The sequence below is a fragment of the Streptococcus equi subsp. zooepidemicus genome, from assembly GCF_015689395.1.
Taxonomy (GTDB): domain Bacteria; phylum Bacillota; class Bacilli; order Lactobacillales; family Streptococcaceae; genus Streptococcus; species Streptococcus equi.
The window spans coordinates 1,520,229-1,543,458 of sequence record NZ_CP065054.1 but is presented as its reverse complement, the minus strand read 5'-3'; the positions used below and the strand labels follow the sequence as shown (position 1 = coordinate 1,543,458).

Genomic DNA, 23,230 nt, shown 5'->3' with positions numbered 1-23,230 from the left:
ATACGATAAGTTTAAAAACAATACTTAAAGGAGTGCTGACCATGAAGCATAAAATGTTGACTTTCTGTTTGTTATTGCCTATTTTTGTATCTCAATTTCATATGTTACATGTCTATGCTGAGACTAGCAGCAAAACTCAATATAATATTCTTATAAAAGAAAGCTTAGATATCAATAAGGTAAAAAAGCAATTAAATGATCAGGGAATGATAGTGCTTGATGAAATTCCTGAAATTAATGTTTTGACAATCGCTACTTCAAATGACTCATCTATGATTTTGGAAAAGAATAGTAACTATATTGATGACATTTCAAGGAATAATACTTTTACAGTAAATCCCAAAATGACATATCAGTTTGGGCATGCATTTTATTTAGATAGTGATTCAAATTACTGGAATAAACAATGGGATATGCAAAGAAGTATTAGTACTAGTAGTAGGTTTTGGCATAAGTCATCAGGTGAGGTAACCATTGGTGTAATAGATTCTGGTATTACTGATAATAATACTGACATTTCTTCAAAGGTCATTTCTGTTCAAAATTTTACGGAGGATCCAGTAACTGGAGTAATTGATGTTAATAATGTTTTGGATAAAACAGGTCATGGTACTTCTGTTGTTGGACAAATGTCTTCAAATGGTTATTATACAGGCATTGCCCCAGGCATGAAGGTTAGAATGTATAAGGTGTTTGAAGAGGGAAATGCTCAAGATGAATGGATTTTAAAAGCAATTATTCAAGCAGCAAAGGATGATGTTGATGTCATAAATTTGAGTCTTGGTCAATATTTATTAAAGGATTCATCAAATATTGATGAAGACAGAACTGCCCTAATCAATAGCTATCAACGGGCAATCAATTATGCACATAAACAAGGCTCAGTGGTAGTTGCTTCTGTTGGTGATGAGGGAGCTAACTTAAATAATCAAGCTGAACTTAAGAACTTAGTCAGTACTCTCACAGGAAGAGCGTTTAGTTCAGTCGATGGGATAATAGAGGATATTCCCGCGCAGCTAGATAATGTTGTGACAGTAGGATCTGTTGATGGTGATGGTGCAATATCTAGCTTTTCCAATCGTGGAACGAATGTCGTTGATATCTTTGCGGCAGGTGGAGGAAGCAAGAAGCTAGCGCTTCATGGCTATGACACTTGGATTAACAATAAATTATTTGAGCAAGATTGGGTTATTATCCCAACACTAGAAGGGAAATATACTTATGGTTACGGGACCTCTATTGCAGCTCCTAAAGTAGCTGCTGCCTTAGGTTTAATCATCGAAAAATATGATTTAAAAGACAAACCAGATGAGGCCATAACTATTTTGTATAGTAACTCTTGGAGTAGTTTAGATGATAATGGAAAACTAATTAGATTGTTAAATATTACAGATTTTATCTCAAAATAGTGTAAAATAACAGTGTAACGATTATGAGGTAAGACTATGTATAAGATTCTAGTCGTTGATGATGATTATGAGATTTTAAAGCTGATGCGGACAATTCTTGAGATGAAAAATTACAAGGTAACAACCTATCAAGAAGTGACTTTTCCAATCAATTTTAGAGATTTCCAAGGGTTTGACTTAATTTTATTAGATGTCATGATGCCCAATGTTGAAGGTACACAAATTTGTCAATTAATCCGAGATAAAGTTGCTTCTCCTATTATCTTTGTTAGTGCTAAAGATACTGAAGACGATATTATTAAAGGATTAAACCTTGGTGGAGATGATTACATCCCGAAGCCTTTTAGTGTGAATCAGCTTGTGGCTAAGGTGAGTGCTCATCTGAAACGTGAAGAGCGAGTAAAGCATGGGGAAAATGTCGAAAAGATAACAAGAGAATTATTACCAATCACCTTTTATTTACAAGAAAAAATGCTTTGTGTTAGTGGAAAACCAGTACCATTAACGAGTCGAGAGTATCATATTTTAGAGTTGCTTTCAAGTCATCCTAACAAGGTATTCACTCGTGAAGATATCTATGAGCATGTCTATGATGATGAAGCAAATGCTCTATTTCGCTCTATTTCAGAGTATGTTTATCAGATTCGTATAAAATTTGCTCCTTTTAACTTGAATCCTATTAAGACAGTTCGTGGAGTGGGGTATAAGTGGTATGACTAAAACATACTCAATAAGGTATAGAGTAGGAATAACAGTTGGCGAGATTTTAATAGGGATAGCAATTTTAGTTATATCTCTTCTTATCATTCCCTATTTGTTAGTGTTTACTAAACAGTTAAATATTCATGGGACAAGTTTTGATATCGTTTTAGGTGATAAGGTTTCAACAGAAGAAATCACTAAACAGATGGATACACTTACGTTTGATTACGTCCTTTTTAATCGAAAGAATGGTGAAGTTCTTAATGGGAACTATCAAAAAACGGAATTAAGTTATTACGAGACAGTTTTTGAGGATAAAAAGCCAATTAATGTGGGTACAATTGACTATAAAGCTTATAGTAATGACCAAATATTATTGGTTGTGAGACAACCAACACTCCCAGAGTTTGTTAATCCCTCCCTTCGAAAAGTTTCCTTTAATACCTTATCTATTATCCTGTTTATCGTAGGGACACTATCTATTGTATTTATCTCTGTCACAAAGCTATTGAGAGAGTTTGCTCATGATTTCCGTTTAATTCAAAAAATTTCTTTAAATATGGGGAGTCGTGATTATAAAATTGAACGCTCAACAACAAAAATAAGTGAATTTAATGATATATTAGCTATGCTCTATCAAAAGGATGATGAACTGACGATATTGTTAGAAGCTGAAAGAGCTGAAAAGAAGGATCTCTCTTTTCAAGTAGCGGCTCTTTCACACGATATAAGGACACCTTTAACGGTTTTAAAAGGAAATTTAGAATTACTTGAAATGACAGATCTTTCTAATCAACAGATAAGCTTTATTGGTTCTATTAATCATAGTGTTTCAGTATTCGAGAAATATTTTAATTCAATGATAACCTATTCTCGCTTGTTAATAGAAGAGAGAGATTATCAGGAAGTTATAGAGGTAACAGAATTTATGAGCGGTTTGCAGATTGAAATTCAGGAAATTATGCATACTGAACAGGTTGATTTTGACATGAAGAACAATCTTAGAATCACTCATTTTAAAGGTAATCGATTCAATTTAGAAAGAGCTCTCATTAATATTTTAGTTAATGCTGCACAGCATGCTACTGATGTGAAGCAAGTTAGCTTAACTGCAAAAGAAGAACAAGATCAGCTAATTTTTGAAATCTGGAATAGTGGTTCGAAGTTTTCACAACAAGCATTAAATGGTGCTAATAAATTATTCTTTACTGAGGATAATGGTAGAAGCAGCAAGCATTATGGGATTGGTTTATCTTTTGCTCAAGGTGTCGCTGTAAGGCATCAGGGTAAGTTACAATTATTAAATCCACTCAAGGGTGCCCAGGTTAATTTAATCATTAGAAAGTATGAGCTCCTCCTGTAAAGTAGATAGTTAAATCATGACCACCCGTTAGATGAGCTGTACTTCTATTCGTTAGATTTTCTGTCCAACTTTTGGAGGTCACTTCAAAAACAGGTGGCTTGGTTTCTGTAAGCAGATTTCTTTAACTGAGTCTAAAGACGATCACTGAACAGTGTTTACTTGATTATCGCCCGTCCAACGGGCTTTTATCATACTCTGATCTCGCTGGCCTTCATATTCTTAAATACTCAAGAATCAACTGAATATTATTTTACTGACATTATAGCTTTTAGTCATAATGAAGGTTATGCAACGTTTGTAGCCCAAATAAGTCTTTAACCGGACAAAGATAGGTTCCATATTCACGTTGTAAGAACATTTGGTTGCTTGCTTCTATAAAAATGTTTGATTTTCTTTTTATTCCAAATCTTGATGCTTTCATTATTTTCTGAACAAATATTGAAAAAGAAACCGTATGATTAAATAAAAAAGGAGGTGTAATCATGGATGTAAAAATTCAGGATATTAGGAAATCTTATAAAGATAGAGACATTTTAAAAGGAGTTTCATTTGAGATACAGAAAGGCACTATATGTGGACTGCTTGGTATCAACGGTGCTGGGAAATCAACGCTAATGAAAATTATTTTCGGTTTAGAAAAAGCGGATAGTGGAAATGTGATTTTTTATAACCAAAAGGATCAGCATGTGGACTATGAGATCGGTGCATTAATTGAATCTCCAGCGATATATATGAATTTGTCAGCTTTTGATAACTTAAAAACCAGAGCACTCTTATATAACATTTCTGATGAAAGGATACACGAAGTGCTTGATTTAATTGGCTTATCTCAGACCGGAAAAAAGAAAGCAGGACATTTTTCATTGGGAATGAAACAACGTTTGGGATTGGGTATGGCCATTATTACTAACCCTGACTTACTTATTTTGGACGAACCCACAAATGGTTTAGATCCAGATGGTATCAAAGAATTACTAGAGTTAATTGTTGAGTTAAAACGTACTGGAATGACAATTCTTTTATCTAGTCACCAATTACATGAGGTGAGTAAGGTTGCGGACCAAATTATTATCTTACATAATGGTAATATTTTCTATAATCAAAGCAATAGTCATCATGATGAGCTAGAAACACTCTTCTTTAATATTGTTCATGGAGGTGCCTAGAATGAAAAGAATAATTAAGTCTGAATGGATAAAACAACGTTCAAACGCTGATAAGAAGTTTTTGTTTTTAGTTCCATTAATTGCTATTTTTGTAACGTTACTATTGGTTGGACCAAATATTTTGGAGAGCTTTTCAATCTATTGGTGGGAGGCAATATTCCTGTATACCTTAATTGGATTGTTGTTTCTATATGATTATAAGGCGGAAGAAAGAGCAGGACATTTTCAAAATATTTATCTTGGCGGGAGTACAATTAAGATTTATATGGCTAAGGTCTTATTGAAGATAAAAGATGTGTTATTTTCTAGTATGATCTTCTTAGTTATCCTTGTCTGTGTTTCACATTTTTTGTTTTCTGAAATAGTATCGTTGAGTATAAGTAAGGATGGCATCTGTTTATTGCTACTTTTGCTGACTTCTGTTTGGTTATTTCCGTTCTTATATTTTCTATCGAAATGGGTGGGTCCATACTTTTTGTTGGCAATTAATTCTTTGACCTGTCTACTGATAGCCCCCCTCATAGCTCAAACGTCTATCTGGTATCTATTTCCTTTTACTTACCATTATAAAATTTCTTATAGTTTGCTGCATTTGAAGCCGTCAGGAGATTTAGATTTAGCCATGCGTGGAATAGATATTAAAACGCTTGTAATAACGGTAATTCTATCAGTGATAGCATTCATTATTTCTCTTTTATTGTTGAATTGGAGGGTAAGCAATGATCAATTATCTAAAAAGTGAGAAGATAAAATGGAAGGGTTCTCATGCCTTTTATCTTATTTTAGTTTTATCACTCTTGCAATTGATGACTATTCCGCCTTATATGATGGTTGTTAAAAACCCTCTTATTGTAGAAAATATTCCTTTTTTTCCGATGTTAGGGTATCCTATATTGATTGCAATAGTTTCAATATTAGTGCACGAACAGGAAGGTAAAGCTAATCATTTTCAGAATATCAGGGGTGAAAAAAATTCAGCTACCTTATGGGGGATGAAATTGATCGTAACAGATTTATGGTTACTTCTGCCGACTCTACTTTTGTGGTTAGTGGTTGGAATTGCATTAAAACATGTATCCTACTATATGTTTATAGGTATCGTTAATTGGTTATTGTTGATATTACTGAACCATCTTCATATGCTTTTGAGTCTGTTAGTTGGAAAGGGAGGCAATTTACTTATAGCATTTGTTGAGAGTTTATTTATATTGTTTGCAACAAATAAGGTTTTTCTAAACGTTTTTTGGTTGCCAGCAGCTTTACCTGTTAATGCGATTATAGAATATAATAATGAGAGAGTTAAGGTATATTTATTGGTTTTACTTGTAGATATTGTAGTCTTATTTTTGATGAATTTGCTGATTTTAGCTAATCAAAAAGATGGAAATTATTTCAATAAGGTGTAAAATTCTTAGATGGAAGTTTGGGAACTGTTTTGACTTTAATTCATATTTAAAATAAATCTGTAAAAACATACTGGAAAAAGGTGCTGTTGATTTTTGATGACATATCAGTATTAGGAAATAAGAATTACAAAGCTGCAGGAATCATCAAATAAAGAGCTTGGGACATAACTGGTTTCAGCTCAAAAAATAAGAGCCAAATATCAACTGTAGTGGATTGATTGATAACTAAGATCTAGAGAGGACCAGATTGGTGCTCTCTTTTGTGATGTTAAAAACTTACGAAAGCGATTGCATTGTTTTTGTAATCATGCTATAATGATTCTCATCTATCGGCTGTAGTAGGAGCCTTTGTGCTGTGGCTGACTCAGTAAGGGTCAGCTGGATGAGGTCTTAGTAGCTGATGGCAGGAATTGATTAGAAATGGGGAATGGCTAATGGCAATGATAGAAGTGTCGCAGCTTCAAAAGCAGTTTAAAAAATCAATGAAGTCACCTGGGCTAAAGGGAGCCCTTCAATCCTTTATCAATCCTCAATATCAAACCTTTGAAGCAGTTAAGAACCTGACCTTTGAAGTGCCTAAGGGACAGATTTTAGGGTTTATCGGGGCTAATGGTGCTGGCAAATCGACCACCATCAAAATGCTAACTGGCATTTTAAAGCCAACATCGGGCTGTTGTCGTATCAATGGCAAAATCCCACAGGATAACAGGCAGGACTATGTCAAGGATATCGGTGTCGTCTTCGGGCAAAGAACTCAGCTCTGGTGGGACTTAGCCCTGCAAGAAACCTATACGGTCTTAAAGGAAATCTATGATGTTCCTGACAAGGTCTTTCATAAACGCATGGACTTTTTAAATGAGGTTCTTGAGCTCAATGACTTTATCAAGGATCCTGTTCGTACCTTATCTCTAGGTCAGCGAATGCGTGCTGATATTGCAGCCTCACTACTGCATCACCCCAAGGTTCTTTTTTTAGATGAACCAACAATAGGCTTAGATGTGTCGGTTAAGGACAATATCCGTAAAGCGATTATGCAGATTAATCAAGAAGAGGAGACGACGATCCTCTTGACAACTCATGACTTGAGTGATATTGAACAGCTTTGTCACCGGATTTTTATGATTGATAAGGGGCAAGAAATTTTTGATGGCACTATCGAGCAGCTAAAGCAGGAATTTGGGAAAACCAAGAGTCTTTCCTTTGAGCTATATCCGAATCAGGACCACATTGCCTCAAGCTTTGAGGGACTTTCTCATATTAGTGTGAGGCGTCAGGACCTGTTGTTAGATTTACAGTATGACGTGTCTTACTATCAAACTGCTGATGTGATTCAAAAAACCTTGGCTGAATTTTCTGTGCGAGACCTTAAATTTAAAGAGGTTGATATTGAAGATATTATTCGGCGCTTTTATCGAAAGGAGCTGTAAGATGACAAGCTTTTGGAGATGCTATAAGCCTTTTTTGGTAGCAGGGATTCAGGAGTTGATTACCTATCGGGTGAATTTCTTTTTGTATCGTGCAGGAGATGTATTGGGTGCTTTTGTGGCCTTTTACCTTTGGCGAGCTGTTTTTGATGCTTCTCATCAGTCTTTGATTAGAGGCTTCAGGCTATCTGATATGACCTTGTATATTATCATGAGCTTTGTCACTGGCCTGCTGACAAAGTCAGACAGCTCTTTTATGATTGGTGAGGAGGTCAAGGACGGATCGATCATTATGCGCCTGCTTAGGCCGGTGCATTTTGCCACCTCCTTTCTCTTTATGGAGCTTGGCTTTAGGCTGATGGTTTTTCTGTCTGTTGGGCTGCCCTTTTTACTCTTGCTTTTTGGCATGAGACTGGCTGCTGGAGTACCTTTCTGGCAGGTCACAGGAAGCCTGCTAGCATTCTTAATGAGCTTGCTGCTAGCTTTTTTGATTAATTTTTACTTTAATATTTGCTTTGGCTTTTCAGCCTTTGTGTTTAAGAACCTTTGGGGCTCTAATTTGCTAAAGAATTCTTTAGTTGCCTTTATGTCTGGCAGCTTGATTCCCTTGGTATTTTTCCCAAAGCTGATTGCAGATCTGCTGCATTTGCTGCCTTTTTCTTCCTTGGTGTATACACCAGTCATGATTGTTATTGGGAAATACAGTATTGCTCAAATCTGTCAGGCGTTAGCCTTGCAAGCTTTTTGGCTTTTAGTGATGGTGTTGGCTTCCCAGCTGATTTGGAAAAAGGTCCAATCACATTTGACGATACAAGGAGGATAGGATGACAAAATTAGCACGTATGCATATGATTTTTATTAGGCAATACCTAAAGCAGATTATGGAGTACAAGGCAGATTTTGTTATTGGTGTTTTGGGTGTTTTTCTGTCTCAGGGCTTAAACCTGTTGTTTTTGACGGTGCTCTTTCAGCATATTCCTGCTCTAGAGGGCTGGAGCTTTAGTCAGATTGCCTTTATCTATGGCTTTTCCTTGGTTCCAAAGGGACTGGATCATCTTTTGTTTGATAACCTCTGGGCTTTGGGGCAACGTCTGGTGCGTAAGGGAGAGTTTGATAAGTACTTGATTAGACCGATTAGTCCGCTTTTTCATGTGATGGTTGAGACCTTTCAGGTTGATGCTCTGGGTGAATTGCTGGTTGCCTTGATCTTATTAGCGGCAACGGCGTCAAGCATTGACTGGACAGCGACCAAGCTCTTTCTATTTATAGTGACCATTCCTTTTGCAGCCTTGATTTACACCTCTTTAAAGATTGCGACAGCTAGTATTTCCTTTTGGACCAAGCAGTCGGGTGCTGTGACTTATATTTTTTACATGTTCAATGATTTTGCAAAATACCCAGTATCTATTTACAATAGCTTGCTGCGCTGGCTGATTAGCTTTGTTGTGCCTTTTGCCTTTACTGCCTATTATCCTGCCGCGTATTTCTTAAGAGGTGAGCATGTGGTTTTTCATATTGGTGGTGTTATTGTGATGTCATTGGTAGGCTTAGCCATAGCCCTTAGACTTTGGAAAATGGGACTAGAAGCCTATGAAAGCGCAGGATCTTAGACGGCCTTGTGATGATAGGCTTAGCAATACCAACAAGTCCTCGGCACGATAGTCCTGACCCCTTGTTTGAGCCTACTTCTTCACTGTCCTAAGATCGCTTTTAGGATAATCTCGCCAAGCCTAGGCCTTAGTTGGGGTACAGTAACAATCGCAGCAGCCTTTATCAGCTAATGTCTTAGAATGGTAATAGGTCATGCGGCTTATCTAGTGCGTGAGTGACCTTGGACCTCGTCTCATGCATGCCTTGCTTCCTATTCCAAATAAAGGTGATTCTGATTGGTCTTATGCTTGGATTCCTGTTTTAGGACCAATCCTTGGTGGGGTTGCAGGTGCCTTGATTTATTAAATGATATTGAACATGATGTGATCAGACAAAAAAGGTTAGGCTAAAGGCTCGCCTTTTTTTGCTATCTAAGCCTTGTTTTTGCTGTTTTTTCTTTTCTTGTGTTCAGGTATTCAGTATAATAAAGTTAACTTGTTCGCAAAAGGATGGTTACAATGAGACAGCTAATCACAGCTATGGTTGAGAAAAATCAGGATTTACCAAGAAACAGCCTTGTGGCTGAGATGAGCTTGGAAAAAGCTGTGCAGCCAGATGATTATCGCGTAAAGGATTATCGAAATCTGCGGCAGATCAGATTGACTACATCAGGGCTTGTGCTAGAGGTTCGATTACTAAAAGGGCTACCAGCCAGGTGGCTGAAAAAGGACACAAGTGCTAAGCCTTCTAAAGCAGTTAATAGCCAAGCATTAGCTGAGCATAGCCATGTACTGAGCGTTAATCAGGCGGCCTTACAGCAATTTCTAGCAGAAACAGGGGACCAAAATCCTCTTCATCAAACAGCTCCCTATATCTTACCGGGAGCCCTCTTGATGGAAGAGGTTAGCAGCTGGCTTATTTTAGATTACCGTAGGCTAAGCCTGCGTTTTTATGCCCCAGCGGTTGTGAATGCTCCTATTCACCTAGTGATGAGAGAAAAGGCTATCAGCCTCTATCAGGCTGGGGTATTATTAGCGAAAGGAGAGCTTCACGTATGATTGATGTCTATATTCAAAAAGGGCTTAGAACGCCTATTGGTCTAGCTGGCAGGCAATTTGCTAGGGTGCGTCCAGAGCTGCTTGGTGCTCAGCTTATTAATGCCTTAGTCAAAGCATATAAGCTGGCTATTGATGAGGTGATCTGTGGTAATGCTGTTGGGACAGGCGGTAATATTGGTCGGCTGATGACCTTGTATTCTGACTTGGGAGAGACTGTACCTGCCATAACTGTTGACATGCAATGTGCCTCGGCTGGTGCAGCTCTTACTATGGGCTATGCCAAAATCAAGGCCGGTCTTGCCACTCGCTTGTTAGCAGGAGGGATCGAAAGCAGCTCTTTGCAGCCCCAGCGTATCTATGCTGCTGCTGATAGTCGATCGGGCGCTTATGAGGTGGCACAATTTTCTCCAGACACAAGCAGTCAGCTGGCTATGATAGCAGGAGCAGAGCGGGTGGCCCAGACCTACCAAATGACACCCTCGCAGCTCAACCAATGGACCCTTACTAGCCACCAGCGAGCACACACAGCTAGGCAGAAGCATTGGCTAGCTGATATTATTCTAGAAATGCCAGGTATGTCTGATCAAGGCATTCGCCCTCACCTGTCAGAAAAGGTCTTAAGCAAGGTGCCGCCAATACTTGACAAGGCTGGCCTCATCAGTGCTGCCAATACCTGCTTGACCCATGACGCAGCAGCATTTTTAGTGCTAAGCAGCCAAAAATCAGCCTACCAGATTCTTGATCTGGTTGAGGTTGCTGGCAATCCTAAAACCAGTCCTCAAATGGTGGTTGAGGCTAGTCAGGTTTTATTGGTTAGAAATGGCCTAGCCATGACTGATATGGACGCGATCGAGTGGAATGAAGCTTTTGCAGTGATTGATCTTCTTTTTGAGCATTATTTTTCGGAGGCCCTTGATCGCTATAATATCTTTGGAGGTGCTCTTGCCTATGGTCATCCCTTTGGCGTGTCAGCAGCCATTATCATTTTGCATTTGATGCAGGCATTGGCCTTAAAGCAAGGAAGGTATGGTCTAGCAGCCATTCCCGCAGCTGGTGGTCAAGCCTTTGCCCTGTTATTGGAATATCATAAGGACTATTCACATGTTATCTAGACTGCTAGCTTGGGCTAGCCAAGCACCACAAAGACCTGCTATCCTAACAGACCAAAAGACCCTAACCTATCAGGATCTTGTAGAGCAGATCTTGGCCTATCAGCCTCAGGAGCCTATCTCCTATCCGACTCTGATTGTCAAAAGGGATCGCTTACAGCAGCTGATTGCTTTTTGCTATCATTTGCAATATGGGAACTACCCGCTTATCTGTCACCCAAATCTACCAGAAGAAGAGCAAAGGCGGCTGTCTAGCTGCTGTTCTCCACCAGGCAAGGCGGATTTTGCGGTGCTTAGCTCCGGCTCTACTGGCCGTCCCAAGGTTTTTTGGCGCTCTTGGGCTTCTTGGGCTGATTTTTTTGAACAGCAAAACCAGCTGTTTCATTTCTCAGAGCAAACGAGGCTATTTAGTCATGGCAGCTTGAGCTTTACAGGCAATTTGAACCTAGCTCTGGCACAGCTCTGGGCCGGCGGCTGTCTGGTCTTTAGTGATCAGCGGTCCTTTAAAAGCTGGTCTTCTGTCTGGCATAAGCAAAAGGTTACCCATTTGTACCTCTTACCTAGTCTGCTGCATCGGCTATTGCCTTACATTTCTGCTGATAGCTATTTTGCCCCTTATTTACTAACCTCATCTCAACACTTGTCACCAGAGCTGATTCGTAGCTATTACCAACGCTTTCCACAGCTTGAGCTATTGATGTTTTACGGTGCCAGCGAGCTTTCCTTTATCAGCTGGTGTCAGGGCTTTGAGGCTATGGCAATAGCTGGCTTTGTAGGGCGTCCCTTTCCTCAGGTAAAGCTGGAGCTCCGAGAGGGGCAAATTTTTGTTCAGACACCCTATGCCATTGAGGGCATTGATCAGCCCTATAGTGTCGGTGATGTGGGAGAAATGACAGCGGCAGGCTTGATTCTAAAGGGGCGAACCAAGGATTGGGTGAATCAGCAAGGTGTCAAATGTCATCTTCCTAGCCTTGTTCAGCTAGTCCACCAATCAGGAGCTGTTCAAGAAGCAACAGCGATAAAGGGTGGCAGCAGCGCAGCTGATGAGCATGTGATACTATGCTTGGTGCTGAAAAAGCAGGGAAGCCTTACCGCTGTTAAGGCCTATCTTGAGGCACACCTAAGCCCAGCTCAGCTGCCTAAACGGTATATGCTCTTAAAGGAGCTGCCACTTAATGACAGTGGAAAGCTGGATAGCAGAAGACTTAGCCAGCTCGCCCACAAATCAACTAAAGCTGCTCATAACACCAAATAAGGAAAAGTTACCTGAGCCCAAAGCATCAGCTCAATATGGTATAATATGGTCAAAAAAGGAGGTCAGTTGATGAAGCAGGATATGTTAGCACGTTATCAGGCACTCAAGCCTTACGTAAGAGCAGGTCTTTCCTTAACCTCTCAGCAGCTATTGGCAGCTGCCTCAGCTATTGATGCTCGCTTAGGTTCACCGACCTTTTTAGCCATTTGGCAGTGTGAAAAACAGTGTCGATCTCCCAAGGAACTCCTAGAGCTTGTTCTTGAGCTTGTCAGCATGCCAATAGAGTTATCAGGAAGGCTAGAGGATACGCAGGCTTTGCTAAGTCGCTTTTACCCTGACTTGCCACCGGATCATTGCTTTTGGATGGAGCTAGCCCAGATGGTTAGTCTTGCTTTTCCTGATAAGGAGCTAGCGCAGCAGAGCGGGTTAGCTAAGGGGATTCATCAGCTTCGCTACCTTATTTCGAGTCAGCAGGCACAATATATTCGCAGCCATTTTAGATCAAAGGGCATGACTGATGCTCAGGCACTGGCTATCTTTCTCAAGGACAAAAAAGGCCCGGCTTTTTGGCGCAGCCAGCCTGACTACACGCTTATGGAATCGGCTCGTCTGCATAACAAGCTAAAGCTTGTCAATGGACTAGCAAGCTTTCCTGATCACGAGATTTCTCATAATATTAAAATTCTGTTGCATTTCCATACCGAATTTATCCTTGATAGTCAAGGGCGTTTTCTTAATGAAATGGATGGTGAGCTAGTGACCAACAAGGGAATCATTAACGGAGCCTCCTTCAATTATGGCACAGCAGGCAAGAGGCATTGGGAGCTAGATGTTGCTCCTATCAGCCGACATGACCCAGCCTTTAGAAAAGACTGCCTGGCAGGCTACCGAGCTCCTAAGTGGCTGAAGCGCTCTTGGCTTCAGTTATCGCCACCAGATTTTGACTATTCTTATTTTAATGCTAAGGGCTTTTTTAGCCTCAATAGCAAAAGCTGCTTTGCCTTGGTCAAGCGACAGGCCTGTGCCTTTAGATGGCAGATCTGGCGCAGCAGACTTTTCTAAGCAATGGATCAGCAGCCGTTTTGCCTGATGAGGTATTTAGAGCACTTTTGTGGCTAGTATAGCGGTCATTGTCAATTTATCCTAAATTTTGATATAATCAAAAGGACATAAAAAATGATTGGTCTTGTCTCTAAATCTTATGGCATAGAGATGAGGCAGCCTAGTAATTAGTAGTAATTAATGGAGAGAAATGTTCTGAGGTATAAGCATGAAGAAAATACTGATTGTTGATGATGAAAAGCCGATTTCTGATATCATTAAATTTAATCTGACAAAGGAAGGCTATGATACGGTCACAGCATTTGATGGCAAAGAGGCCGTTGCAGTCTTTGAAGAGGAAAAGCCAGATTTGATTATTTTGGATTTGATGCTTCCTGAATTAGATGGCCTTGAGGTAGCCAAGGAAATCCGCAAGACCAGCCATATTCCTATCATCATGCTATCTGCTAAGGATAGCGAATTTGATAAGGTGATTGGACTTGAAATAGGGGCTGATGATTATGTGACTAAGCCCTTTTCAAATCGTGAGCTGCTGGCGCGTGTCAAGGCACATTTGCGTCGGACAGAGACTATTGAGACAGCAGTAGCCGAAGAAAATGCCTCCTCAGGCTCTCAGGAGCTAACTATCGGCAATCTACAGATTTTACCAGATGCCTTTATCGCTAAAAAGCATGGTCAAGAGGTTGAGTTGACCCATCGTGAGTTTGAATTGCTGCATCACCTGGCAAACCATATTGGACAGGTCATGACACGTGAGCATTTGCTTGAGACCGTATGGGGCTATGATTATTTTGGCGATGTCCGAACCGTTGACGTTACTGTCCGTCGCCTGCGTGAAAAAATAGAGGACACACCGAGTCGTCCGGAGTACATCTTGACAAGACGTGGTGTTGGGTACTACATGAAGGCTTATGACTAAGGACATCATTGGAAACCTTTCTGCATTTGAGCTAGCCATACTCTTATTGCTTGTTTTTGTTGCTTTTTATTTCATTCATTTAGCCATTCGTGATTATCGCAATGCTCGGATCATTCGTCTGATGAGCCACAAGATAAGAGATTTGATCAATGGTCGCTATACTGATACGATCAATGAAAAGGCTGATATTGAATTGATGGAGCTGTCTGAGCAGCTCAATGACCTATCAGATGTTTTTCGTCTGACTCATGAAAACCTTGCTCAAGAAAAAAATCGTCTTGCTAGTATTTTGGCTTATATGACAGATGGGGTCCTTGCGACCAATCGTTCCGGCAAGATTATCATGATTAATGAGACTGCTCAAAAGCAGCTCAATTTAAATCGCGAGCAGGCCTTGGAAAAAAACATTACAGATTTATTAGACAGTGACTCCCCTTATACCTACCGAGAGCTGGTCTCAAAAACACCGATTGTGACCTTAAACCGTCGTAATGATACAGGAGAATTTGTTTCCCTGCGGCTGCGCTTTGCGCTTAATAGGCGAGAGAGCGGCTTTATTTCAGGTCTGGTTGTTGTGCTTCATGACACGACTGAGCAGGAAAAGGAAGAGCGTGAGCGCAGACTCTTTGTTTCAAATGTTAGCCATGAGCTGCGGACACCTTTGACCTCTGTCAAGTCATACCTAGAGGCTCTAGATGAGGGCGCGCTAAAGGAGGACATCGCTCCAAGCTTTATAAAGGTCTCACTAGATGAAACCAATCGCATGATGCGCATGATTTCAGATTTGCTCAACCTATCAAGAATTGATAATCATGTGACACAGCTGTCTGTTGAAATGACCAACTTTACAGCCTTTATGACCTCTATCTTAAACCGCTTTGATTTGGTGAAAAATCAGCACACCAGTACAGGAAAATCCTATGAAATTGTCAGAGATTACCCTATCACCTCTATTTGGCTAGAAATTGACAATGACAAAATGACGCAGGTTATCGAAAATATTTTAAACAATGCAATCAAATATTCACCCGATGGCGGAAAAATTGTCGTCAACATGAAAACAACAGATACCCAGCTAATCATTTCGATTTCTGATGAGGGCTTGGGCATACCAAAGAAGGACCTGCCTTTGATTTTTGACCGTTTTTACCGAGTGGATAAGGCTAGAAGTCGGGCTCAAGGAGGAACTGGTCTAGGCTTAGCGATTGCTAAAGAAATTATCAAGCAGCATCGAGGCTTTATTTGGGCCAAGAGCGATTATGGCAAGGGCTCAACCTTTACCATTGTGTTACCTTACGAAAAGGATGCTGCTATCTATGATGAATGGGAGGATGATATTGATTAATTGATGAGTGAGGTTGGTTTTAAATATAGTATTTTAGCATCAGGATCGACAGGTAACTGCTTTTACTTGGAAACGCCCAAGAAGCGGTTGTTGATTGATGCAGGACTGACTGGAAAGAAAATCACCAGTCTCCTTGCTGAGATTGACAGAAGACCTGAGGATTTGGATGCTATCTTGATTACCCACGAGCATTCCGACCATATCAAGGGTGTTGGAATCATGGCTCGAAAATATAACCTAGATGTCTATGCCAATGAAAAGACTTGGCAGATGATTGATGAGCGTCATATGATTGGCAACCTAGACGTCACACAAAAGCATGTCTTTGAAAGAGGTAAGACCATGACCTTTGGAGACATTGACATTGAGAGCTTTGGTGTTAGTCATGACGCTGTAGACCCACAGTTTTACCGCATTATGAAGGATAACAAGTCCTTTGTCATGCTGACGGATACAGGATATGTGAGCGACCGCTTGGCTGGGATCATTGAAAATGCTGACGGCTACTTGATTGAGTCAAATCACGATGTGGAGATATTGCGAGCCGGCTCTTATCCTTGGAGCCTCAAGCAGCGAATCTTATCTGACCTAGGGCATTTATCCAATGAAGATGGTGCCGGTGCCATGATTCGAAGCTTGGGCAATAAAACCAAGAAAATCTATCTCGGTCACCTAAGTCAGGAGAACAATATCAAAGAATTAGCCCACATGACAATGGTCAATCAGCTAGCAATGGCAGATTTAGGTGTTGGAACAGATTTTACTGTTCATGACACCTCACCAGATACCGCCTGTCCCTTGACAGACATCTAGCCTTATGACTTCACCCCTGCTTGTTACAGTTTGACAAGTAGGGGTGTTTTCGTGAGGTAAAAACATGTATTAAAATGGCTACATAGTAGATCCATTAAATAAGAAATGGTGTTGCTTTGTGATAATGCTAACGGGAAGGATTAATTATATGCTATAATAAAGCTAATAAGTATAAGATTAAGGAGCTCTTATGAAAATAAGAACTTATGGTTGGGTACAGAATCCATCAAGCTTTGCCAGCTTAAAAAAAGTTGTTCAGATTTTTGACAATCAATCTGAACATTATCAAAAATTATTAGGTTCGTTAATTGATACAATTTTTTTTGAAGAACCACGAGAATCACTCAGAAACAAATTGAGTAATGGGGTTCAATCATTTTCATATTTAGAATTAGTTGGAACATCAAAGGATAAGAATAACAAATCTCCCCGAAAACGCTCAGATGCAATGGCAGATTCTTTGATTCAAATCAGCATCATACCTCAACAGGCAAAAAATACAGGTAAAACTTGGACGGATAATTGGACATCAGATGGTTTTTTAAGATGGGCTGTTAGCTTGAATTTTGTGTCGGTAGATAGAGAAACGGATATGTTTTCAATTACTTCAAAGGGTTTGCGTTTTTCTAGAGCAATAATTAATTCGGAAGAAGAAACCGCTATTTTAAGAAAGGCACTGTTGTCATACCCGCCAGCTACACAAATCTTATCTTTATTGGCTGATAGCGGTACCTATTGTACTAAATACTATTTAGGTGAGCAGCTTGGTTTTCGTGGTGAAAAAGGCTTTACTTCCTATAATGAAGATATTATGTTTGATTGGTTAGGATCTGCCACTAAATCAGAGAAAAAACTTATTAAAGCTGATATAGAAGGAACAAGTGATAAATATGCACGTGGTATTTGTAATTGGCTAAAAAATGTTGGTTTGGTTGATTCACAAACGATTAAGCGTACCTTTACTAATGGTGAAAAAGATGGATTTCAAGGTTATAAAATTAATGGTCGTGGTCTTCATGCTTTACGACAAGCTCAGGGGGATTCTAAGCATAGCAAGCTTGAAAAATTTGTGATGTGGGAATTTTTTGCAACTCATGGCAATAATCGCGAGTATGTTCGTACTCGGAGAGCTTATATCGTCAAGTTTCTCCAAGAAACTAATTCTTTGGCTATTCTATTAGATAAACTAAGGGCTAAGGGTTTTTACGATGAACTGGAGATTATCTTATCAGATATTCAAGGATTGAATTATTTTGGTTTGAGGATAGATATTTCTAGCAATAGGGTTTCTTTGAAGGATAAGATCAACGATTTTTCTATTCCTGAACTAGAAATTACACAAGAATTAAAGGATGAGCAGGCGGAAAAGCGTAAGGCAAAATTTTTAAAAGAGACTAATTTACCAATGAAATATATTGAATTGCTTGATATTGCTTACGATGGTAAGCGAAATCGAGATTTTGAAATTGTTACAATGGAATTATTTAGAAATGTATATAGATTGCATTCTAAGCTTTTAGGTGGTGGCAGAAAGCCAGATGGTTTACTCTATCAAGATCGTTTTGGTGTGATTGTAGATACAAAGGCTTATGGAAAAGGTTATTCTAAATCTATCAATCAGGCTGATGAAATGATTCGGTATATTGAAGATAATAAGCGACGAGATGAAAATCGTAATCCGATAAAGTGGTGGGAAGCTTTTCCAGATACGATTCCACAAGAAGAGTTTTATTTTATGTGGGTGTCAAGTAAATTCATTGGAAAATTTCAAGAGCAGCTTGATTATACCTCTAATGAAACACAAATTAAGGGAGCAGCCCTCAACGTAGAGCAATTGCTTTTGGGAGCAGATTTGGTTCTTAAAGGACAACTGCATATTTCCGATTTACCATCTTATTTTCAAAACAAAGAAATTGAATTTGTAAAAGCATAGCTAATTCAACTATGCTTTTATTATTTTGGATTTGGTTTATAATTGGTAATCAATACTTCAATGCTATCTTCTTTTCTTGTGTTGTATGAAGCATTTTTATAATTGTAATTTAAAGTGGTGAGATATAGACTTTCATCTTGAACAAATTGCTCAAGTAAATCATTGTGCTTTCCTTTATGAACAAGAACATTACTAAGTGCAACCTTAATTTGTTTCTTGTTAAGGTCTCTTATTAATTGATACATTTCAATTTCTTGTTTTTCGCCCCAGTTTGTGAAGCCACGATTTCCATCATTATAGCTGCCAGTCGTTATGAGGTAGGGGGGATCAAGATAAACAAAATCATCTATTGATAATGTAGAAATATCAAAATCTGAAAAAAATTGATCGGAGAAAGTGGCATCTAAACGGTGTAGTCGAGCTACAAAATTGAGTAGATTGGATTTCATGTTTTCACTAAAATGACTTCTATTTCTGCCGAATGGGTTGTTGAATTCCATCGAGTTATTAAAGCGAAATTGATAGTTATAGCTATAAGACGATAGTACGTATAAGTCTAGTGGATTTGGATGAGTATTATAATGTTTTCGGAATGTTAAAAAGCCTTGTTCATTGGTCTTGCTGAGTTGATATTCTGAAATTCGATGCTCAATTTGTTCAAGTATCTCAAGTGGGTCATGTGATTGAAAATATCGAAACATGTCATTAATGCGATAGTTCATATCATTAAAGATGTGTTTTTTAGCAGGAACATTGATACCAACGTTTGCCCCCCCACTAAACATATCAACAAATGTATTGATATGTCGGGGAAAAATTGGAATGATTTGATTTAGCAGTCGATATTTTCCACCGATATAATTTAATGGGCTTTTTATATACTTTTTTTGACTGATGATGGCTGCCTTTTTTTTAGTTTGTGATTTGAAGCGATTATTTATCGGCTTTCTTTGAATATAAAAAAGAAGTTCGTATAAGTCTTTGTTCTGAGATTTTTTCTTAGATTGATATTTTCGGTAAGGAATCCGTTTCACATCAATTTGATTATTGAACGAATATCGTTGAAGTAAAAGTGTTAAATCTTCTTCGGATATAATACCCTCGGTATTGTAACTTAGAATGATATGACTAGCATTAATATTAGCAATTAAATCTTCCATTGCTTTTAAAGCCTTTGTTTTTGTTGAATAATCACTTTTAAGAGTTTTCCAATCAAAAATTTTAGTAATCCCTTTTAAAATTGGCTTTTGATGTCGGGCGATGTTTTCGAGTAAATGATAATTTGATGCGTATTGTCGAGCATTGTAGGGGGTATCAATGTAAACAATATCTGCTTTTATTTTTTTGACTAATTCATTAGCATTTTCATTAAACGCTTTGTTAGGACGATAATTATCAAAAATAGTTTCTTCTGCTAATGTTAAGGAATGCAACGCTCGGTTGTCCCAATGCTTGAGAAAAGCGCCATAGGTTCCAGTAATATTACTAACATAAGGAATAGCTTCTATCAAAGCATTTAAAAGGTAAAAATATTCGTACTCTGTGAGTAATTGATTGTTGTTCCAATCTTCTATGATCTGTCTGATATTATCAATTTTTTCAGTATTTTCTTGTGTTAGATACATACAATCTCCTAGAGGAGAGTAATTTTTTGTGTAATATCCAATTTTACCATTAAGCCTTTGTAGATAATCAATTGGATCTAAAATTCCTACTGCTTTTAGTTTATTAAAGGATAGATAAGAATTATTTTCTATAATAGCCTTTGCTTTAACATAGTTAAAGTATAAAATATCATTAGAATAAACAGTATAATATTGTTTAAAGAAGTTTGAAACCACATTAGTGCCTGCAAATAAATCTAAAAAAACTTCTTCATCACCAGTTTTATGTTTGTCTAGCATGGTCTTAATTTCTGTCAACAATAATTTTTTAGAACCAATATATCTCATTCTACATCCTTAATCATCCTTTAGTTGTTTCATTATAGCATATTCATGTTGAAGTTCCAATATTTTATTTGAAAAATTATCTTTTGCTGTATTTCCTTATTGTAGTTTTTAAACTTAGTTTATATGTTGTTGATTAAAGGAAAGAAGTCTAAATTGAGGAATTCGTCTGTAGGTAACAATGTATTATGTGGCCGAGAGATTTATTTTATATATTAATGAGATATAAGACCCCTATCCCGTCCAGCGTGACAGACTTGCTATGGAAAAGCTTATTTTGAGGCTGTCTGAGGCTTGCTTATGTGTGACAAGCATTTAGGCTAGAACGCTCACCTTTTTTACTGCAAGCAAAGCTTTAGAAGCTATTGCAAGATACTTTTAGGCTTGTTACTAAGCGGGTCATCTCTATCATCTCCTAGAGAGTAGTGGAGGCTATGACAGTTTAGCATATATGGTTTCTCTAATGATTTGACGATGTAAAACCATAACTACTGTTATTGTAGGGATTATGTATAATATGTATAAAAAGAGAAGGGCTTGTTTCTCAGCACTATCATTCTACCTATAATGTCGCTGCCGATTTGTAAGACTACTAAGATTAGTAGCTTTTTGGCTATTTTTCTCATCTTTTGTCCTGTTTTTATTAAAAATAATGAATTTATAAAGATAGCTTTTTCAAAGAATAGTCTTTAAGCTGACAGTAGTATCATGTGGCGATTTTTGTCTTGGTTTTTGCATTTATTTCGGTTTTTTTTATCTTTAATTAAGTTACTAATATTCTGATTATGTTAGTAAAATGACATTCTCATAAAATGTCTAAAAAAGGCTAATTTGTCAAGGTCTTATCATAAGGCTTGATTTTATAAGCTATTGACTGTATACTCTTATAGGTTATTTTATAAAATATTTTCAGTCTTTTTTATTTATCATTTTCAGATGATCCTTGAAAGGAAGCAGTCGTTATTTTTTGTGTATTTTTTTTAGTTGACTTTTAAATCCTATCAACTAAAATGTATATGGTCATACAAACTAATAAGGAGAGAGATTATTTTGTTAGATTACTATTTAGAAAGAGATATTGTTGAGCGAAAACTAATATTGGCTGTCTTATTGACAGAAAAAGAGATTACACTTGATTCATTGTGTTCGCAGACGTCAATAACTCCCAGAAAAGCTAAGGAATACCTTAATCAGATTAATGCTCTATTTGACAAAGACCTGTCTATTACTGTATTGAAGTCAGGCATTACCTGTGAGTTTGATCCTAATAACAAGGAAAAGTATTTTCACAGTATTTATGCATCATCTGATACGCTTAAAATTTTGAAGTTTCTGTTGACGGATAATTACAGGACAAAGTGTCTGACAACTTTCATCAGAAGACAGTTTATTTCCAAATCAAAGGCCTATCATCTTGTCAATAAGCTAAAGGGCTACCTGCAATCCATTCATTTGGATATTGATGATTACCGGGTTATAGGGGATGAGTACCGGATTCGCTACTTAATTGCCATGCTTCATAAGGAGTATGGGTTTGCTGTTTATGAGATGACACCTAAGGATATGGAAATTATTCATGCCTTTATTTTTTCAACCCCTACGCGGTTAAAGCCCTCTGTTTTCTTGGACAAGAAATTTTATCTTTTTGATATTTTACTCATGCTGTCTTGGAAGAGGCAGAATTATGATGTATCCTTACCACAGCTTACTTTATTTGACCGTTTAAAAGAATTATCTATTTTTGAGCAAATCAGTTGCTATGCTAAGCAAGAAATTGAGACACGTACTCAGGTTGTGTTTGATTCTGGTGACTTAGATTATCTTTACTTGGTTTATCTTACAGTTGATAGTTCTTTTCTTATGCATTATTGGAATGACAAGCAATTACGTCTTGTCTACAATATCTTAGAAGAAGATCCGCTGTATAAGGAGCTTGTTAATCGCTTGGAAATGTTGTTTGGTCGTCAGCTTCATCTAAGGGATCAGATGTATTTTTTACTTCCCTTTTTCAGAAGATGTCTCTTTCAATTGCATGATTTGATTAGCTTTCAGGATTACTATTCAAAGAGGTATCAAGGCAGTCAGCTGCTGCTAGAAAAGGTTGAAGAGCAAATCAAGGACTGGCTGATGGTTAGCTACCAGTCAGAAACGCTCTCACCAGGGCACCTGCATTTTATGTGCCTTCATTTAGAGCAGATGCTTGAGCTGTCCTTGCCGCCTGTAGAGGTCATCATCGTTGAAAACAAGAGAGCATTAGGTGATGTCTTGTCTTACTTTGTTATCTCAAGTATTCCTTCTTATAAGGTTAATATTACTCGTATCAACATGCTAACAGATAGTCTGGAAAATTATGAACAGGCTCCTGATTTTGTGATTACGAGTGATAATATTTTGCCTTTTCTTGAGGAGCAGCAGGTATTTCCAGATAAGAGCGTCTTAATTGGTATGAGCATGGATTACATTAAGGAGCAGGGAAAAACAGTGGTAAAATCAATTCTGAACTTTCATCGTAAGCATTACGAGCAGCTTTTAGAGCAGCTCTTGATTGGAGATAGGGTAGAGTAAGTTTTTTTGCTAAGCAAGTGGTATAAGGCTGCTAGGTTTTTCTTTGGACCATTTTTTGTGAGAACTTGCTTTAGCGATACCTGTTTTGATTGGCTTACTGCTGATCGTGATAACACCTATGCTAAATAGCAGCAGCCAATAGCTCGTGTCTATTTGGTACAA

The 23,230-nt window shown here is 38.2% G+C and carries 19 protein-coding genes and 1 pseudogene; 19 read left to right on the top strand and 1 reads right to left on the bottom strand.

Annotated elements, in window-relative coordinates; genetic code table 11:
- The first annotated feature begins 41 nt into the window (after positions 1–41).
- The 18 genes and pseudogenes from I2432_RS07295 (at position 42) to I2432_RS07210 (ending at position 18,554) form a co-directional block, all read left to right on the top strand.
- Positions 42–1,409 carry a S8 family peptidase gene (locus I2432_RS07295; protein ID WP_428843967.1) on the top strand — a complete coding sequence of 456 codons (1,368 nt, stop codon included), beginning with the start codon at positions 42–44 and terminating at the stop codon, positions 1,407–1,409.
- Positions 1,410–1,445: 36 nt separating this feature from the next.
- On the top strand, positions 1,446–2,129 hold the full coding sequence (locus I2432_RS07290) for a response regulator transcription factor (RefSeq protein ID WP_111678248.1): 684 nt from the start codon (positions 1,446–1,448) through the stop codon (positions 2,127–2,129).
- Positions 2,122–3,474: a sensor histidine kinase gene (locus I2432_RS07285; RefSeq protein ID WP_138119577.1), complete on the top strand. Its 1,353-nt coding sequence runs from the start codon at positions 2,122–2,124 to the stop codon at positions 3,472–3,474. Before I2432_RS07290 ends, I2432_RS07285 begins: the two co-directional genes overlap by 8 nt.
- 482 nt (positions 3,475–3,956) lie before the next feature.
- The gene (locus I2432_RS07280; protein WP_138119575.1) at positions 3,957–4,640 is read left to right on the top strand and encodes an ATP-binding cassette domain-containing protein; all 684 of its coding nucleotides are present in this window, start codon (positions 3,957–3,959) and stop codon (positions 4,638–4,640) included.
- A gap of 1 nt (position 4,641) precedes the next feature.
- Complete coding sequence (locus I2432_RS07275; RefSeq protein ID WP_043984171.1) at positions 4,642–5,382, top strand: lantibiotic immunity ABC transporter MutE/EpiE family permease subunit; 741 nt, start codon at positions 4,642–4,644, stop codon at positions 5,380–5,382.
- On the top strand, positions 5,360–6,046 hold the full coding sequence (locus I2432_RS07270; RefSeq protein ID WP_037581595.1) for an ABC-2 family transporter permease: 687 nt from the start codon (positions 5,360–5,362) through the stop codon (positions 6,044–6,046). Before I2432_RS07275 ends, I2432_RS07270 begins: the two co-directional genes overlap by 23 nt.
- A 434-nt stretch (positions 6,047–6,480) precedes the next feature.
- Positions 6,481–7,473: an ABC transporter ATP-binding protein gene (locus I2432_RS07265; RefSeq protein WP_043031155.1), complete on the top strand. Its 993-nt coding sequence runs from the start codon at positions 6,481–6,483 to the stop codon at positions 7,471–7,473.
- Position 7,474: 1 nt separating this feature from the next.
- Complete coding sequence (locus I2432_RS07260) at positions 7,475–8,293, top strand: ABC transporter permease (RefSeq protein WP_138119573.1); 819 nt, start codon at positions 7,475–7,477, stop codon at positions 8,291–8,293.
- A gap of 1 nt (position 8,294) precedes the next feature.
- Positions 8,295–9,080 carry an ABC transporter permease gene (locus tag I2432_RS07255; RefSeq protein ID WP_012677624.1) on the top strand — a complete coding sequence of 262 codons (786 nt, stop codon included), beginning with the start codon at positions 8,295–8,297 and terminating at the stop codon, positions 9,078–9,080.
- 217 nt (positions 9,081–9,297) lie between these two features.
- Positions 9,298–9,426 (top strand): annotated as a pseudogene (locus I2432_RS07250) (aquaporin); the annotation flags it as partial.
- Positions 9,427–9,578: 152 nt separating this feature from the next.
- Positions 9,579–10,118, top strand: coding sequence for a hypothetical protein (locus I2432_RS07245; RefSeq protein ID WP_206158691.1), 540 nt, complete (start codon positions 9,579–9,581; stop codon positions 10,116–10,118).
- Positions 10,115–11,230 (top strand): acetyl-CoA C-acyltransferase, encoded by a 1,116-nt coding sequence (locus I2432_RS07240; protein WP_206158690.1) that lies wholly within the window; start codon positions 10,115–10,117, stop codon positions 11,228–11,230. Before I2432_RS07245 ends, I2432_RS07240 begins: the two co-directional genes overlap by 4 nt.
- The gene (locus I2432_RS07235) at positions 11,220–12,482 is read left to right on the top strand and encodes an AMP-binding protein (protein WP_043039172.1); all 1,263 of its coding nucleotides are present in this window, start codon (positions 11,220–11,222) and stop codon (positions 12,480–12,482) included. The genes I2432_RS07240 and I2432_RS07235 overlap by 11 nt, the downstream gene beginning before the upstream one ends.
- Before the next feature lie 45 nt (positions 12,483–12,527).
- Positions 12,528–13,544, top strand: a complete 1,017-nt coding sequence (locus I2432_RS07230) for a DUF3114 domain-containing protein (protein WP_111678244.1) — start codon at positions 12,528–12,530, stop codon at positions 13,542–13,544.
- 208 nt (positions 13,545–13,752) lie between these two features.
- Positions 13,753–14,463 carry a response regulator YycF gene (gene yycF / locus I2432_RS07225; protein ID WP_012677635.1) on the top strand — a complete coding sequence of 237 codons (711 nt, stop codon included), beginning with the start codon at positions 13,753–13,755 and terminating at the stop codon, positions 14,461–14,463.
- Complete coding sequence (gene vicK, locus I2432_RS07220; protein ID WP_014623188.1) at positions 14,456–15,808, top strand: cell wall metabolism sensor histidine kinase VicK; 1,353 nt, start codon at positions 14,456–14,458, stop codon at positions 15,806–15,808. Before yycF ends, vicK begins: the two co-directional genes overlap by 8 nt.
- A 3-nt stretch (positions 15,809–15,811) precedes the next feature.
- The gene (locus tag I2432_RS07215; RefSeq protein WP_021320992.1) at positions 15,812–16,621 is read left to right on the top strand and encodes an MBL fold metallo-hydrolase; all 810 of its coding nucleotides are present in this window, start codon (positions 15,812–15,814) and stop codon (positions 16,619–16,621) included.
- A gap of 190 nt (positions 16,622–16,811) precedes the next feature.
- Complete coding sequence (locus I2432_RS07210; protein WP_206152432.1) at positions 16,812–18,554, top strand: restriction endonuclease FokI C-terminal domain-containing protein; 1,743 nt, start codon at positions 16,812–16,814, stop codon at positions 18,552–18,554.
- A 20-nt stretch (positions 18,555–18,574) separates the two neighbouring features.
- On the opposite strand, the gene I2432_RS07205 is transcribed toward I2432_RS07210, so the two are convergent.
- A complete protein-coding gene (locus tag I2432_RS07205; protein WP_042670951.1) occupies positions 18,575–20,506 on the bottom strand; it encodes a Dam family site-specific DNA-(adenine-N6)-methyltransferase in 1,932 nt (643 codons plus the stop codon).
- A gap of 1,047 nt (positions 20,507–21,553) precedes the next feature.
- Between I2432_RS07205 and I2432_RS07200 the strand changes: the two genes are divergently transcribed.
- Positions 21,554–23,068 (top strand): helix-turn-helix domain-containing protein, encoded by a 1,515-nt coding sequence (locus tag I2432_RS07200; RefSeq protein WP_043039170.1) that lies wholly within the window; start codon positions 21,554–21,556, stop codon positions 23,066–23,068.
- Positions 23,069–23,230: the final 162 nt, after the last annotated feature.